The 14,314-nt window shown below is 60.5% G+C and carries 16 protein-coding genes; 6 read left to right on the top strand and 10 right to left on the bottom strand.

Annotated features, from left to right (window positions below; all coding sequences use genetic code 11):
- Positions 1-127 precede the first annotated feature (127 nt).
- On the top strand, positions 128-1,063 hold the full coding sequence (locus QC815_RS14455; RefSeq protein WP_230447331.1) for a glycerophosphodiester phosphodiesterase: 936 nt from the start codon (positions 128-130) through the stop codon (positions 1,061-1,063).
- Between the two features lie 135 nt (positions 1,064-1,198).
- On the opposite strand, the gene QC815_RS14450 is transcribed toward QC815_RS14455, so the two are convergent.
- Positions 1,199-1,561, bottom strand: coding sequence for a DUF2306 domain-containing protein (locus tag QC815_RS14450; RefSeq protein WP_230447330.1), 363 nt, complete (start codon positions 1,559-1,561; stop codon positions 1,199-1,201).
- Between the two features lie 130 nt (positions 1,562-1,691).
- Here QC815_RS14450 and QC815_RS14445 point away from each other — a divergent pair, with 130 nt between their 5' ends.
- The gene (locus QC815_RS14445; RefSeq protein WP_230447329.1) at positions 1,692-2,234 is read left to right on the top strand and encodes a PadR family transcriptional regulator; all 543 of its coding nucleotides are present in this window, start codon (positions 1,692-1,694) and stop codon (positions 2,232-2,234) included.
- Here QC815_RS14445 and QC815_RS14440 read toward each other — a convergent pair.
- Both QC815_RS14440 and QC815_RS14435 read right to left on the bottom strand, forming a co-directional pair.
- Positions 2,227-2,856, bottom strand: a complete 630-nt coding sequence (locus QC815_RS14440; RefSeq protein ID WP_230447328.1) for a hypothetical protein — start codon at positions 2,854-2,856, stop codon at positions 2,227-2,229. The genes QC815_RS14445 and QC815_RS14440 overlap by 8 nt on opposite strands.
- A 139-nt stretch (positions 2,857-2,995) precedes the next feature.
- The gene (locus tag QC815_RS14435; RefSeq protein WP_310540546.1) at positions 2,996-3,934 is read right to left on the bottom strand and encodes a formate/nitrite transporter family protein; all 939 of its coding nucleotides are present in this window, start codon (positions 3,932-3,934) and stop codon (positions 2,996-2,998) included.
- A 239-nt stretch (positions 3,935-4,173) separates the two neighbouring features.
- Here QC815_RS14435 and QC815_RS14430 point away from each other — a divergent pair, with 239 nt between their 5' ends.
- Positions 4,174-4,941 carry a class I SAM-dependent methyltransferase gene (locus tag QC815_RS14430; RefSeq protein ID WP_230447326.1) on the top strand — a complete coding sequence of 256 codons (768 nt, stop codon included), beginning with the start codon at positions 4,174-4,176 and terminating at the stop codon, positions 4,939-4,941.
- A 48-nt stretch (positions 4,942-4,989) separates the two neighbouring features.
- Here QC815_RS14430 and QC815_RS14425 read toward each other — a convergent pair whose 3' ends face one another.
- Both QC815_RS14425 and QC815_RS14420 read right to left on the bottom strand, forming a co-directional pair.
- Entirely contained in the window at positions 4,990-6,678 is a 1,689-nt protein-coding gene (locus tag QC815_RS14425) for a methyl-accepting chemotaxis protein (protein ID WP_310540541.1), read from the bottom strand.
- 155 nt (positions 6,679-6,833) lie between these two features.
- A complete protein-coding gene (locus QC815_RS14420; protein WP_230447324.1) occupies positions 6,834-7,880 on the bottom strand; it encodes an NAD(P)-dependent alcohol dehydrogenase in 1,047 nt (348 codons plus the stop codon).
- Positions 7,881-8,081: 201 nt separating this feature from the next.
- Between QC815_RS14420 and QC815_RS14415 the strand changes: the two genes are divergently transcribed.
- Positions 8,082-8,999, top strand: a complete 918-nt coding sequence (locus QC815_RS14415) for an AraC family transcriptional regulator (protein WP_310540538.1) — start codon at positions 8,082-8,084, stop codon at positions 8,997-8,999.
- Between the two features lie 9 nt (positions 9,000-9,008).
- Here QC815_RS14415 and QC815_RS14410 read toward each other — a convergent pair whose 3' ends face one another.
- A complete protein-coding gene (locus tag QC815_RS14410; protein ID WP_230447322.1) occupies positions 9,009-9,434 on the bottom strand; it encodes a VOC family protein in 426 nt (141 codons plus the stop codon).
- Positions 9,435-9,547: 113 nt separating this feature from the next.
- On the opposite strand from QC815_RS14410, the gene QC815_RS14405 reads away from it, so the two are divergent.
- Positions 9,548-9,760, top strand: a complete 213-nt coding sequence (locus QC815_RS14405; RefSeq protein WP_310540535.1) for a DUF3820 family protein — start codon at positions 9,548-9,550, stop codon at positions 9,758-9,760.
- A 2-nt stretch (positions 9,761-9,762) separates the two neighbouring features.
- Here QC815_RS14405 and QC815_RS14400 read toward each other — a convergent pair whose 3' ends face one another.
- Positions 9,763-10,122, bottom strand: coding sequence for a hypothetical protein (locus QC815_RS14400; protein ID WP_310540533.1), 360 nt, complete (start codon positions 10,120-10,122; stop codon positions 9,763-9,765).
- A gap of 103 nt (positions 10,123-10,225) precedes the next feature.
- Here QC815_RS14400 and QC815_RS14395 point away from each other — a divergent pair, with 103 nt between their 5' ends.
- Positions 10,226-10,993: a DUF1499 domain-containing protein gene (locus tag QC815_RS14395; RefSeq protein ID WP_310540531.1), complete on the top strand. Its 768-nt coding sequence runs from the start codon at positions 10,226-10,228 to the stop codon at positions 10,991-10,993.
- 4 nt (positions 10,994-10,997) lie between these two features.
- Here QC815_RS14395 and QC815_RS14390 read toward each other — a convergent pair whose 3' ends face one another.
- The 3 genes from QC815_RS14390 to QC815_RS14380 all read right to left on the bottom strand — a co-directional run bounded on the left by QC815_RS14390 (position 10,998) and on the right by QC815_RS14380 (position 14,293).
- Complete coding sequence (locus QC815_RS14390; protein ID WP_230447318.1) at positions 10,998-11,360, bottom strand: ribbon-helix-helix domain-containing protein; 363 nt, start codon at positions 11,358-11,360, stop codon at positions 10,998-11,000.
- 101 nt (positions 11,361-11,461) lie between these two features.
- Positions 11,462-12,031 carry a DJ-1/PfpI family protein gene (locus tag QC815_RS14385; protein ID WP_230447317.1) on the bottom strand — a complete coding sequence of 190 codons (570 nt, stop codon included), beginning with the start codon at positions 12,029-12,031 and terminating at the stop codon, positions 11,462-11,464.
- A 147-nt stretch (positions 12,032-12,178) separates the two neighbouring features.
- A complete protein-coding gene (locus QC815_RS14380) occupies positions 12,179-14,293 on the bottom strand; it encodes a methyl-accepting chemotaxis protein (protein WP_310540528.1) in 2,115 nt (704 codons plus the stop codon).
- Between the last annotated feature and the right edge of the window lie 21 nt (positions 14,294-14,314).

Raw genomic sequence — 14,314 nt, 5'->3', positions numbered from 1 at the left:
AACGATGCGCAGCAACCCAATGACACAGCGGCATCATCATGACGCTCATTCCGATGACTCGCCGTTTGGCTTTCATCCGCGAATCCGTGTAGGGTTATTGATCGAACATTCAATTTAAGGAATTCCTATGCAACGTCGTCCTCTGATTGTCGCCATGTCATTGGGTCTTTTCGCTGGTGCTGCCACGACCGCCGCCTTGGCGGATACCTCGCCGCTGGAGCAGCAGCTAAAAGATCTGCAATCGTTTCAAGTCATCGCCCACCGGGGCGCCAGCGGCCACGCGCCGGAGAGCACCATGGCGGCCTACGAGCTGGCCCATGAATGGGGGGTCGATTACCTGGAGCTGGACGCCCAGCTATCGTCCGATGGTGAAGTGGTGGTGTTTCATGATGACACCATCGACCGCACCAGCGACGGCGAAGGCGCGATCAACGACTACACCCTGGAAGAGCTGAAGGCGCTGGATACCGGCACCTGGTTCAACGAGGCAAACCCCGATAGTGCCAGCGATGACTTTGCCGGCGCGCAGATGCTCACCCTGGACGAGCTGTTCGAACACTTTGGTCACGATGCCCGCTACTACATCGAAACCAAGTCGCCCCAGCTGAACCCGGGCCTGGAAGAAGCCCTCGTTGAAAAGCTCGAAGAGCACGACATGATCGAGAACGGTCGCGTCCTGGTGCAGTCCTTCGAGCAGGACAGTCTGTTGAAAGTGCAGGAACTTAACGACGACGTACCGCTGATCCAGCTGGTGTGGTACTACCCCAGCGAAGAAGACGATTCGACACTGGTGGAGTGGACAGGCGTAACGCCGGGCCCCGCCGAGATTACCGATGAAGACTTCCAGGCAGTTGCCGACTACGCCGTGGGCATTGGCACCAACTACCTTTACGACGGTCGGCAAGTGATTGACGCCGACTTTGTCCAGCAAGCCCAAGAAAACGACCTGCCGGTGCACGTCTATACCATCAACGAAACCGAGGAAATGGAGCGTCTGATGGACATGGGCGTCAACGGTCTGTTCACCAACTATCCTGACCGCCTGCTCGAACTCGTCGAGTAACCACCGTTTCAAGCACTATCACACCCGGCCACGGCCGGGTGTTTTTTCTAGCGAAACGCGTGTTCGTTGGGCTTGTGCTCGTTCATGGGGGTGAGCGGAAAGGCACTCAATCCTAGAAACATTCACTACTCCTTGTCACCAGATGCCCAACTGAGCCGAGACCCACCGCCCAGGCATCAATGTGCCGATAAAGGCGCCTAACAAGCCGACATAAGCGCCAAGCATCCATCGTTTGTGATCTCGGACACGGCCCTGCAGGATCGCCAGAAGCGCTAGCGATATGGCTACCAGCATCCACAACGATAACAGGTGGATAGGGCCCCAATGACCGATCATGGGAAACACCCCACCCCCCAGCCAAAAGGAGCTGAGCGCCGATGCCACCATTGCCGATACCCACGCTATGCCCAAGGTTTTGTGTAGCCAGTCGCCTTTATGCCTCAGCAATACGATTGCGCCTACACCAAGTCCGGTAAACGATGCCCACAGATGTAACATTAACACCATATTCCTCTCGCGACTCTGATCCTGAACGCCCTGATATTAAATGCAACTTGTTGCATATCAAGGAGCATAGTACCGACCCGCTTACTATGCAACAATATGCACAAATGAAACGAGGCTATCCATGTCATTAAGAGCCGTACTGCTTATCACACTGCAACGCGAACCGGGTACTGGGTACGACGTTCTACAGCGTTTCAGGACAGGACTCGCTCATGTCTGGCAGGCCAGCCACCAGCAGATTTACCGTGAGCTGGACAAAATGCATCGAGAGCGACTGTTGAGCTGTCAGACAGTGGCCCAATACGACAAGCCGGATCGCAAGGTTTACCACATTACCTCGGAAGGAATTGCATTTCTGGAATCGTGGCTGGCCAGCCCACTGGGGGCCCAACCCGTGCGGACACCGTTGTTTGCCAAATTCTTTGTCTGGGAACGCTGGCCGGCCGACGCCCGTCATGCGGAACTGGCTTCGCTGCGCAACACCTTGGAGGAACGGATGGATAGTTACCAGGCTATTGAGTCGGCGTGGTTTTCCTCTCCCGACTCACTTCTCCCGCACGAGCGCGCCCCGTGGCACACGTTGCGCCTGGGCAAACGCTTGACCCAGACCTGGCTGGCCTGGATCGATGAAGTGCTCGAGGAAGATCGCGAGGCGATCAGTTAGCGGTGGGCTTTTGAAAATCGTTGATCGATATACTGGCAAATTTTTCCAGGAAGAACACCAACGACTCGGGATGACGGAAACGTTCGCTGAAAGCTTCCTGACCTTCCGGCGAGTGGCGGGTGATATTGGCCTCGTACTCGTTACCTACCTTGAACACGTTGGCATGGTTTTCACGCTCGCCTTCGCGGTGAACGGCAGTAAGCGCTGTTTGCTGCTGGAGCATGACCCGCAATCGGTTTGCATCACTTCTCTCGTCTTCCGTGGCCCACAGCGGCTGGTCGCGGTTACCGTAATGATAGAGCATAATCGCCAGCAAAATGGCAAAGATGCTGCTGGTCAATACCCATGTCAGGGTCACACCTGACACCGACATTTGCAGCATCACCACAAATTGCACGACCGCACCCACGGCCAGTGCAACCGCCAGCGGTCGCCACATACGCGGGTTCATCACGCTGCGCTGAAGGCTTATCCCCCAAAGCCCCAGCACGGCAAAAAAACCAACGACCAGATACACCGCCGCGAGCAGCGTACCGCCACCCATCAATATGGCAATAATGCCGATTACCAATAACAGGCTATATAAGGCTGCCAGCAGGCAGTAGGCACGCTGTAGGGTCATTGGATCCTCCTGAGCCACGTTGTTGTTATGCGGGTTCTTCACAACCGAGTATAGCCAATTCACCTGAGCATGCCTGCTGCCCCCCAACTAGCGTTTGGGCATACCGGCGACGTTGATCCCCGCGGGCAGGCTGTCAACGCTAATCGCGTGATCCACCGTTGGCGTCGTCCGGCTTGGCCTTCACGGAAAGATCCTTGTCGCCGCGAATTTGTGCGTGGCTGATCAACGCAAAAATAAAGGTACCCCCGATCACGTTACCCGCCAGCGTGGGCAGGCCAAACTGGAACACCAGCTCGCTCCAACTGATATTACCGATCAGCAACAGGTAAAAGCCTTCGCTCGCACCCACCACGATGTGGGTAAACTCGCCGATCGCCATGACGTAAGTAATAATGATGATGACCCACACCTTGGCTTGCCCGGCCGCGGGAATCAGCCACACCAGCGTGGCAATCATCCAGCCGGCGAGAATGGCCTTGGCAAACATCTCGTAGGGCGAGTTTTCCATCATGTGCTCGCCAATCGCGGTAAACGACTCATGAGTGGCCGCGTCAAACATTGGCATATACAGAAACGTGGCAGCAGAAAGTGCCGCGCCCAATAAGTTACCGACGAGCACCACACTCCAGAGACGCCCCAGGAAAGCAAAATTTTTCCGTGTCGGGTTGCTCATAATGGGCAATACCGCCGTCACGGTATTTTCCGTAAACAGCTGCTGGCGGGCCAGGATCACGGCAATAAAGCCGATGGTGTAACCCAGGCATTCCACCAGAAAGCCGACATCGCTATCCGGTAGCCTGGCATGCATCACGCCCCGCGCCACCATGGAAAAGCTCATCGAGATCCCGGCGGCCACCGCCGAAAGCAGCAGCGCCATGGAGCCACGCGCCAGTTCTTTTTGGCCGTCCATACGCAGTCGCTGGTGAACCGCAGCGGCCTGGGAAGGCAGCTCGCGGGCCTCATTTTGCTCGACCCGCTGCGGATGGCGCTGGGCGTCCGCCGATTCCTGCTCGCCGGCGGATTCGGCGTCCAGCCCGCCTTCAAAATCGTCATCCGCGTGCTTTACATCCTCACCCATGGTCGTGCGTCCTTTGCCAAGGTTACAAAATCAGGAAAACAATCAGCTACCAGCGTAGTGGCAACTCAGGGATTTAGGTAGCGATACCCTCGTGCTGCCTCCCTTATTAAATGCCCGCTGCGGATACAAAAACCAACGCCCGGGTTGCAGTAAAAGGACTGTCGCATAACGCAGTGGAGCGCATGTCACGCTATACTTAGCCAAGGGTTTTGAACGGCACACCACGCTAGGAAGCATTTATGACGGATTCATCACGCCAATCGACGCGGCAATCCTGGAACCCCGAGGGATATGCCCGACATGCGAGCTTTATACCCGAAATGGGTAACGAGATCCTTGCACTGCTCGCCCCCAAGGCGGGTGAGCGGATTCTGGATCTGGGGTGCGGTGATGGCTTGTTGACCGAGCGTATCGCCAAACGCGGCGCTGACGTGGTGGGTATCGATGCGTCCCAGGAGATGGTCGACGCGGCCAAGGAGCGCGGTCTCGATGCGCGCATGGTGGATGCGTATCAGATGCCTTACGACCAGGAATTCGATGCCGTGTTCAGCAACGCCACGCTGCATTGGTTGCTCGACCCGCAGGCGGTGCTCGCCAGCATCAAGCGGTCGCTTAAACCGGGCGGCCGCTTTGTGGCCGAATTTGGCGGACACGGTAACGTGGCGGCGATCTGTACCGCACTGATCGGCGCGCTGCAGTTTCGCGGCATCAGCGCTCGCGGCCGCCATCCGTGGTACTTCCCGACGGCCAGTGACTATCGCCACCTGCTGGAGACCGTCGGCTTCAAGGTCGATTCGATCGAGCTTATCCCCCGCCCCACGTCACTTCCCACCGGCATGAGCGGCTGGTTGGATACCTTTGCCACCCCGTTTTTACACGGGCTGGATGACGACCTGCGTGACTCGGTGGTCGACAACACTCTGCTGCTTCTGGCCCACAGCCTGCGCGATTCCCAGGGCAACTGGACCGCCGACTACGTCCGCCTGCGGGTATGCGCCCACCTGTGAGCCCCAACAAGGCCCCGCCACATACGTAGCGGGGCCTTTGTCACCCTCCTAGAACTCGTCCCACTCGTCATTGTCGTGATGAGCCGGTGTCGGCTGTTTGCGGCGAGGGGTTTCCTTGCCGGGTGACGTCAGGGGGCGGTTGGCAGGCGTAGCTGCTGGCGGCTGGGTTCCCTCGCTTGGCTGAACGGCATCTCCCTGCTCCAGCCGGAAGGTCGCCATCAGCGCGGCCAGCTGCTGTGCCTGGCCTTCCAGCGAGGCGGCGGCGGCATTGGTCTGCTGCACCAGTGCAGCATTCTGCTGGGTTACGGAATCCATCTCGGTGAGCGCGGCGTTGATCTGCTCGATGCCGCTGTTCTGCTCGCGGGTGGCGGTGGAGATTTCGCTGACCAGGTTAGTGACCTGGCGAATGGAGTCGACCGCATCGTTGATGGTCTCACCGCTGCGTTCTGCCTGTTCCGCCCCCTGATTGATCTGACCCGTGGTGGCCTCGATCAGCTGGCGAATTTCCTTGGCCGAGTCGGCGCTGCGGCTGGCCAGCTGGCGCACTTCGCTGGCAACAACGGCGAACCCACGCCCCTGCTCGCCGGCCCTCGCCGCTTCCACCGAGGCGTTCAGGGCAAGGATATTGGTTTGAAAAGCAATCGAGTCGATGACACCGATGATATCGTTGACGCGTTCCGCGCTCGAGGCAATGTCACGCACCAGCTGAACCGTGTGGGCAACTTCCTGGCCGCCGGCTTCCGCCGATTGCGAGGCCGCCACCGACAGCTGATCCGCCTGCTGGGCAGTGTCGGTGTTACGGCTCACTGTCGTGGCCATCTGCTCCATGCTGGAGGCCGTCTGCTGCAGCGCGGCGGCCTGCTCTTCCGTGCGGGCAGAAAGATCCTGGCTGCCCGCCGAGATATCGCCGGCGCCGCTGAACACGCTGTCGCTACTTTCCCGCAGCGAGACCACCAGGCTTTTCAACTTGGTCTGCATGAAGGCCAGCCCTTTATAGAGCTGGCCCACCTCGTTGCGTCCCCGGTCTTCAATCTCGGCGGTCAGGTCACCGCTGGCGATGCGCTCAAAGTGGTGGATCGCCTCGCGAAGCGGCTTCACCAGCACGCGGACAATCACCATGCGCATGATCAGCGTTGCCAGCACGGCCATGACCAGCAGCGCGATGGCGATGATGGCGACGGTGCGATTCAGCGAGGCGACATCCGCCAGCATGGCATCGCTGCGCTGGTTGGCGTAGCCCGTAAACGCTTCCATGGCGGCGTCAAAATCGTTACCCAGCTCGCTCAGCGATGCCTGGTTGCGTTGGATTTGAAACGGCGCCGCGTCAAGCAAGGGCACGATGCCTTCGGTCACGAAGGCGTCATAGGCCTCCACCATGGCATTGACGTACTCGGCGCGCGGGTCATTGTCATCCAGCTCCACCTGGCGGAACTGATCAAAGCGCTGCTCTGCGGCCTCAACCGCAGCCTGGGCCATGGCCTGACTCTCCTGGCCTTTGTCCGGATTGCCCTGCATGCTGAAGCTGGCGTAGCGATCCAGGAAGGTTTGCGCGCGCAGCGCGTTGACCTGGGTGCGGTTGGCAGCGTTGGCCAACTCTCCGTTGTTGATCGCCAGTTCGTGCAGGGCCTTTTCGCTGGTGGTGCTCGAATAGAACCCCAGCCCGCTGATCAAGCCAATCATTAACAGCAATATCACCAGCGCGGCGGTCAGACTCCACTTGATCGAAAGGTGCTTCATCCCGTTGATCCCTTTGCTTTTTTAAATGAGAGTATCAACGATTATCGGCTACTGTCGGACAAAATAAAGTAGAATTTATAAAAAACGCCCGTTGGCGAAGGGTCACTCGCCAACGGGCGTCAAGGTAAGCTAGTTAAAAGACGTGCATTCAGGCGTTACAGGGTGGCCATGTCGATCACGAAACGATAGCGCACGTCGCCTTTTTCCATGCGCTCGAAGCCTTCGTTGATGTTGTGGATATCCAGCATTTCAACATCGCAGGTAATGCCCTGGTCAGCGCACAGCTGGAGCACCTCTTCGGTTTCGGCGATGCCGCCGATCAGCGAGCCGGCGACCACGCGGCGCTTGAATATCAGGTTGAAACCTTCGATAGCCGGTTCGATCGGCTCCAGCAGCCCCACCAGGATGTGCGTGCCGTCATACTTCAGAGACGCCAGGTAGGGGTTGAGGTCGTGCTGAACCGGCACGGTATCGAGCATGAAGTCGAAGGTTTCCGCCACGGCGTCCATCTGCGCCTGGTCGCTGGACACCACGACGTGGTCGGCGCCGTTACGCTTGGCTTCTTCGACCTTGGCATCCGAGCGGGTAAACACGGTGACTTCAGCGCCCAGCGCCTTGGCCAGCTTGACGCCCATATGACCCAGACCACCCATGCCGATCACGCCAACCTTGTGGCCCTTGCCCACGCCGTGATGCTTGAGCGGTGAGTAGGTGGTGATACCGGCGCACAGGATCGGGGCGGCGGACGCCAGGTCAATGCCATCGGGCATTTTCAGTACGAAGTGGTCGCTTACCACAATCTTGCTGGAGTAACCGCCCTGGGTCATGGTGGCGTCCTGACGGTCTTCGCTGCCATAGGTCATGGTGAACCCATTCAGGCAGTACTGCTCGACGCCTTCCTGGCAGGCCGAGCAGGTGCGGCAGGAATCGACCATGCAGCCAACGCCGACGATGTCACCTTCCTTGAAGCGGGTGACCTTGTCGCCTACAGACGTCACGCGGCCGACGATTTCGTGACCGGGCACAATGGGGTACTGGGTCATGCCCCAGTCATTGCGCGCAAAGTGCAGGTCACTGTGGCAAACGCCGCAGTACATGATGTCGATGGCGACATCGTCCGGGCGGGGCTCGCGACGGTCAAAGGTAAACGGGGCTAGGGGTTTTTCGGCGGAAAAAGCCGCATAGGCTTTTGCTTGGCTCATCGAATGAAGCTCCTTTATTCCTGTGATCCCCCTCAACGACGGGGATGGCTACCCATTATCGACCCGATGGGGCGAGTTAGCGATGAACGAAGCTACGAAACTTTTGCTCAATTCTCCATATCACCGGTATAAAATAACAAGACAATCGAAGATAAATGCCATAATCGTCTTATTTAAGGGAAACACGACCATGAGGTGGGCATGCTGAATGACGTTTCCAACCCGATACCCCATGCGGCGGATACCGCTGGCGAACTGGCGGAATGCATTACACCACTGATCACCCAGCAGGGCATGACGGCTAGCGCACTTAGCGGCGTATCGTTGCTGAGCCTGGATCGCCACCAGCCTCGGACGCCGCTGCTTTATCAGCCTAGCCTGATTTTCATCGCCCAGGGGCGGAAGATCGGCTATCTGGGCGATAGGGAAATTCACTACGATCCTGGCCAGTACCTGGTACAAACCTTGCCGCTGCCGTTTGAGTGCGAAACCTACGGCTCTCCCGAGGCGCCTCTGCTGGGCGTGTCGATCCAGCTGGAACCTGCGCTGCTCAGCGAAATGGTGACCACCATGGGCGAGCCACCCGATCAGCAACAGGCAACGCTGCCGATGGCGTCGGTCGCCATGGATCCGGGCATGCAGGCGGCGGTACTGCGCCTGGCGCGCGCCCTGCATTCGCCGGCCGAGTGCACCACCATGGGCAGGGCGCGGATACGCGATGTAGTGTTTGAGGCATTGAAGGGCGAGCAGGGGCCGGCGCTGAGGGCACTGGTACGTGGGCAGGGTCACTACGCCCGCATCGTTCAGGTGCTGTCGTCGCTGCACCGCGACTTTGCGGACGACTACAGCGTCGAGCAGCTGGCGCGACAGGCCAGCATGAGCCCTTCGACGTTTCACCAGCACTTCAAGCAGATTACTCGCGCCTCGCCGGCGCAGTACATCAAGCAGCTGCGCCTGATCAAGGCCCAGCAGCTGCTGCTTCAGGATGATCACAACGTCAGCCAGGCGGCCCAAACAGTAGGCTACCGCAGCGTGTCGCAGTTCAGCCGTGACTATAAGCGCTATTTCGGCGACGCGCCGTTGCAGCATCGTCGCCAGGAACACGCCCTGCGCCGCTGAGCGGTGCCGTTACTTGGCAAATAGCTGGCTCATGTCCTTGAAGGCCTTGAATTCCAGCGCGTTGCCGCAGGGGTCGAGCAGGAACATGGTGGCCTGCTCGCCCACTTCGCCCTTGAAGCGCACGTAGGGCTCGATCACGAACGGGGTAGCGCGGGCCTTCAAGCGCTCGGCCAGCGCTTCCCACTCCTCCCAGCCCAGCACCACGCCAAAATGCGGCACCGGCACGTCGTGCCCGTCGACCGGGTTGGTGTGGACGGCTTCCTGCCCAGGGGTTTTGGGGTGTTCGTGAATGACCAGCTGGTGTCCGAAAAAGTCGAAGTCCACCCAGTGGTCGCTGGAGCGCCCTTCACTCAGGCCAAATACATCGTTGTAGAAGGCCCGCGCCGCACTCAGGTCATAGACGGGGATTGCCAGATGAAAAGGGGATAGGCTCATGGTTGTCTCCTGTGGCGTTGGTCTGATGAATCGCGTTATCTGAAAGCGATGGCTTGATGATAGCGTCTTGACGCTATAAAAGGTGCATGAATGCACACGAAAGGATCGCCCACGTGAACCCGCAAGACCTTGAAAAGCTGGTGACCCGCACCATGCCCTTCGGCAAGTATGAAGGCCGGCTTATCGCCGACCTGCCTGGGCCGTACCTTAACTGGTTTGCCCGGGAGGGGTTCCCTGCCGGGGAAATCGGCCAGCTGCTCCACCTGATGCATGAAATCGACCACAACGGCCTGAGCGATCTGCTCACCCCGCTGCGCCAGAAGTGACGTCAGCGCGACGGGCCTCTGAACCTGAGCGCCCGCTCCCGTTCGGTGGTGTACAGCGCTTCGTACTGTTCCGGGTCGGCGGGAAATCGACCCAGCGCCACTGCGTGTTCAAAGAAGCCCTCGGCGGGCAGGTCGTTACGGCGGCTGACCACCAGGGCCGCGATCATCGGCCGCCCGGCGGCGACATCCTCGTCCATCAGTTGCTCGATCGCCTGGGCCACACGCTGAATGGTGCGCGGTGGTTCGAGTCCCAGCGCCCTCGCCACCTGCTGGTAGGTCATGGGTAATTCGCCACTGGGCTTGTCGGTCAGCAGCGCGCGCACCTGGTCGGAAAGCGCGGGGGCAGTGTCAGTAGGGGTCATCGTGATCGGCGTTCTCGTTGCAGGAAAACAGGCATACCCTGGCAGGGCTGGTTATGCTGAAGACCTATGAGTGGATTAACGCGTTATTCGTCAGGAGAAAAGCATGACAAAACCACCTAGCCCTCGGCAACCCAAAGGCGGCCGCTGGCCCAAGATTCTGGCGTGGCTGAGCGCTCTGGCGCTGCTGGCGGCCTTGCTCCTGATGGGCGGAGCGGGCCCGGCCTATCGCACTGAACTGCTTGGCCTGGGCGGCGCCTTCAGCCTGCTGCGCTATGGCGCCTACCTCGCCGTCGCGGCCGCTACGCTTGGCGTGGTTGTGCTGGTACTCAGCACCATCACGCGTCGTCCCGGCGCGGGGATCGTTGCGGTGAGCGTGCTCGTGGGCACCGCCGCACTGCTGTATATGCCCTGGCAGCAGTGGCAGCGGGCCCAGCAGGCTCCGGTGATCCACGACATCACCACCGATACCCAAAACCCGCCGACCTTTGACGCGCTGCGCGACGTCCGGGCATCAGCGCCCAACGGCGTTGACTACCCCGGCGGGGAAACCGCGCGGAAACAGCAGGACGCCTACCCCGAGGTACAACCGCTGGTGGTGGCGGCACCGCTATCGCGGGTGCTCAGCGCCGTCCAGTCAGAGGTCGAGTCGGCCGGCTGGCAGATAGCGGCGGTGAGCGACCGCACCCTCGAGGCTACTGCCGAGACCCGCTGGTTCGGCTTCAAGGATGACGTGGTGATCCGCCTGAGCGACGCGGAAGACGGCGTCAGGGTGGACATGCGTTCGGCGTCGCGGTTGGGTGCCAGCGACGTCGGCACCAACGCGCGCCGTATCGAGGACTTTCTTGACGGACTTGAGGAACGGCTCGAATAGCCGTTCAATGCACCTGATTGGCGCGAGTCGCGCCCTGCTGGCCCACCAGCGATTCGCCGTCCAGCGACCCGATCGCCACCTCGAGGCTCGTGGGTATATCACCGCTTAGCTGGAGGGCTTGATAGCGCAGCGCGCAGACGCGCAGAAATGAGGTGAAGTTGCCCAGGTCGTGCCCGGCGGCAATCGACTCGTGGTAGAGCCGGGTGATCATTTGCGCGGTATTCATGCCGTCGCGCCGGGCGATTTCCTCAAGAATCTGCCAGAAGTAGTTTTCCAGCCGCACGCTGGTCACCATGCCATCAATGCGCAGCGAGTGAGTCGCGCTTTGCCACAGTGCGGGGTCGGCATCAATAAACAGTTTGCACATCACACGCCTCATTGAAAGATTGGCCGCCATGCCATCAGCATAGCGGCCAAATCGCCCCGCGCCCAGTTATCGGCGCGGCGCAGGGGACATCATCCCTGCGCCTAGCGATCCAGCACCGCCATGAACTGGGCAAGCCAGGCCGGATGCGCGGGCCACGCCGGTGCGGTCACCAGGTTGCCGTCGGTCACTGCATCGGTCACGTCCAGGTTGGCAAAGCGGCCGCCGGCAAGCTCGACCTCGGGCTGGCAGGCGGGGTAAGCCGAGCACTGCCGGCCTTCCAGCACCTTGGCAGCGGCTAACAGCTGCGCGCCGTGACAGATCGCCGCCACCGGCTTATCGGCCGCGAAGAAGTGCTGCACCATGGTGAGCACTGCTTTGTTTAAGCGAAGATATTCCGGCGCACGCCCGCCGGGCACCACCAGCGCATCGTAGTCCGCCGGGTCGATATCGGCGAAGGTCGCGTTGAGGGCAAACCGGTGGCCGGGTTTCTCGGTGTAGGTCTGGTCGCCTTCGAAATCGTGAATGGCGGTGGCCACGCTGTCCCCCGCTCGCTTGTCGGGGCATACCGCGTCCACTTGGTGACCCACCGCCATCAGCGCCTGAAACGGCACCATGGTTTCGTAATCTTCGGTGAAGTCGCCGGTAATCATCAGAATGCGCTTGCTGCTCATCTCAAGTCTCCTTGTTATCCACAACGATGGCGTTCCACGCGGAGCGCGTGTGAGATGAGCTTAGCAAGCGCCCATAAAAGACGGGTAGTAGGCCGTTACTACACCCGCCGCCATGCCTTGCGTGAGGGCGGCGGGTGTGTCAACAGACTACTTGAGGCGGGGAGCGGGTTTCTGTTCCGGCAGCGATAGATGGCGCTGCCCGGCGCCATCGCCGACCTTGAAACGGCTAACCAGCAGGTTCATGTCGCTGGCCCGCTCGTCGAGGGTCTGGCTCTCGGTGGAGGCTTCCTGAACCAGGTGGGCGTTCTGGTGCGTCACCTGATCCAGCTGGGCAATCGCCTGGTTGATCTGCTCGATTCCGGAGGACTGCTCGTGGGTCGCCTGGGCAATTTCCGTCACGTAGCGTGTGACTTCGCTCAGGCTGTCGACGATCTCCTGTAGATGCGAGCTCGAGGCATTCACCAGGTGCTCGCCCTCGCTCACCTTGGCGACGCTGTCGTCGACCAGATGGCGGATCTGCGCGGCTTCTTCCGCACTTCTACCGGCCAGCTTGCGGACTTCCTGGGCGACCACGGCAAACCCACGCCCCTGCTCACCGGCTCGCGCGGCCTCTACCGAGGCGTTGAGCGCCAGCAGATTGGTCTGGAAGGCGATGTCGTCGATGGCCTTGATGATGCTGGTGATCTTTTCGCTGGCCTCGCGAATATCGCCCATGGCCTGAGTGGTGCGCTGAGCCACATCCCCGGCGGAGCGGGCACGCTGGTCGACGCTGCTGCTTGCGCCCTTGGCGTGGTCGGCGTAGTCGGCGGTCTGCTTGACCGTCGCGGTGATCTGCTCAAGGCTCGACGCGGTTTCCGCCAGTGAAGCGGCCTGCTGATCGGTACGCTGGGAGAGGTTTTCATTCCCGGAGGCAATCTGTCGGCTGCTGGCGGCAATCGCCTCGGCGCTTTCACGAATCTGCGACACCATGCCTTCGAAGGTGTCCATCATGCGGTTGAACGCCTGGGCGGTCTGACCAACTTCATCATTGCGCTGCAGATCCAGGCGCATCGACAGATCAGCATTTTCACCGGCCGCACCGCTGATGCTTTCCATCTGTTGGCGCATCGTCAGCAGCGGGCCCAGCACGCGTACCATGGTGCGCCAGCCGAAGATTGCCAGCAGCGCAATCACCACCAGGGTTACCACGATCAGCAGGGTTCGCCCGGCGTTGGCCAGGGTTTCGGCCTGCTCGGCGGCGGTATCGGCTTGCGCCACTGCATAGGCCTCCACATCGGTAAGGGCGTCGCCCATCTGCGCCATGGCCTGGCTGACGTTATTCAGCTCCGCCTGAGCCTGCTCCTGGCGCTCCAACTGCTGCTGACGCAGCGCGTAGACGGAGCGGTCATCGCTGAGCATCAGGCTTTCCAGTTCGACGATGATAGCGTCCAGCTCATTGACCAGCGCCGCCTGTTCGGTATCAACACCGGGGGAGCGCATGATGCCCGCCAGCGACTGCCGCGCCAGGCCAATCTGCTGGCCGATCTGGTTATGGCGCAGGTTGACCAGTTCGTCTTTGCTCTCTACCTGCATCAGGCGACGCCCGAGGTCGGCCAGCATGGCGACGGCGATGCGCACCTCGCTGCTCAGCCGGGTCACGTCCGCTTCATTGCTGAACAGGTTATCCAGCAGCCCGGTGGGCAAGGTGGTCATGCCGTCGCTGCGCCAGGCGTTCAAGCGATCTTCGAGCGCGCGCTGATCGCGCACCTGGGCGAGCGCGGTCCGCCCGGCGATATCGCCGGCGCTGCTCATGACCTCGCCGATCAGCGCCTGCATCTCGGCCAGCTGTTCGTTCATGCTCGCCTGCAGCGCCAGTTCTTCCTGACGGACACTTTCCAGCGACGCGTCGCTGTCCAGCAGGCTTTGGTAGTGTTCATCCAGCGTGGTCAGCTGGCTGGATCGGGTTTCGGCATCGTCGACCGCGAGCTGATCGCGCGCCTGGCGGAAGCGCTGATCGAGGGTTGCCCGGGTGGGGATCTCTTCAAGATCGGCGGCGCTCTCGGCGGCCAGCAGCTCGGCGTGGCGTCGTCCAAAGGCGCCCATGGTCGAGACCATTTGCCGGCTGGCGTTCTGCAGCGGCATCACCTCACCGGTGATGTAGCGTTGGGAATCGATCAATCGCTGATTGGTTGTCCAACCCGTCACCGCCAGCACCACGGCGCCGATCACGGCGGCCAGGAACAGGCCGATCAACATGGCACGTAAGCTGAGTGTTTTTTTCATTGGCTGATTTCGCTTGTCTCA

Origin of the sequence: Vreelandella gomseomensis (genome assembly GCF_031451645.1) — a bacterium.
GTDB classification, from domain to species: domain Bacteria; phylum Pseudomonadota; class Gammaproteobacteria; order Pseudomonadales; family Halomonadaceae; genus Vreelandella; species Vreelandella gomseomensis.
Note: the sequence above shows the minus strand (reverse complement) of the source record. Positions and strands in the feature narration are given on the sequence as shown.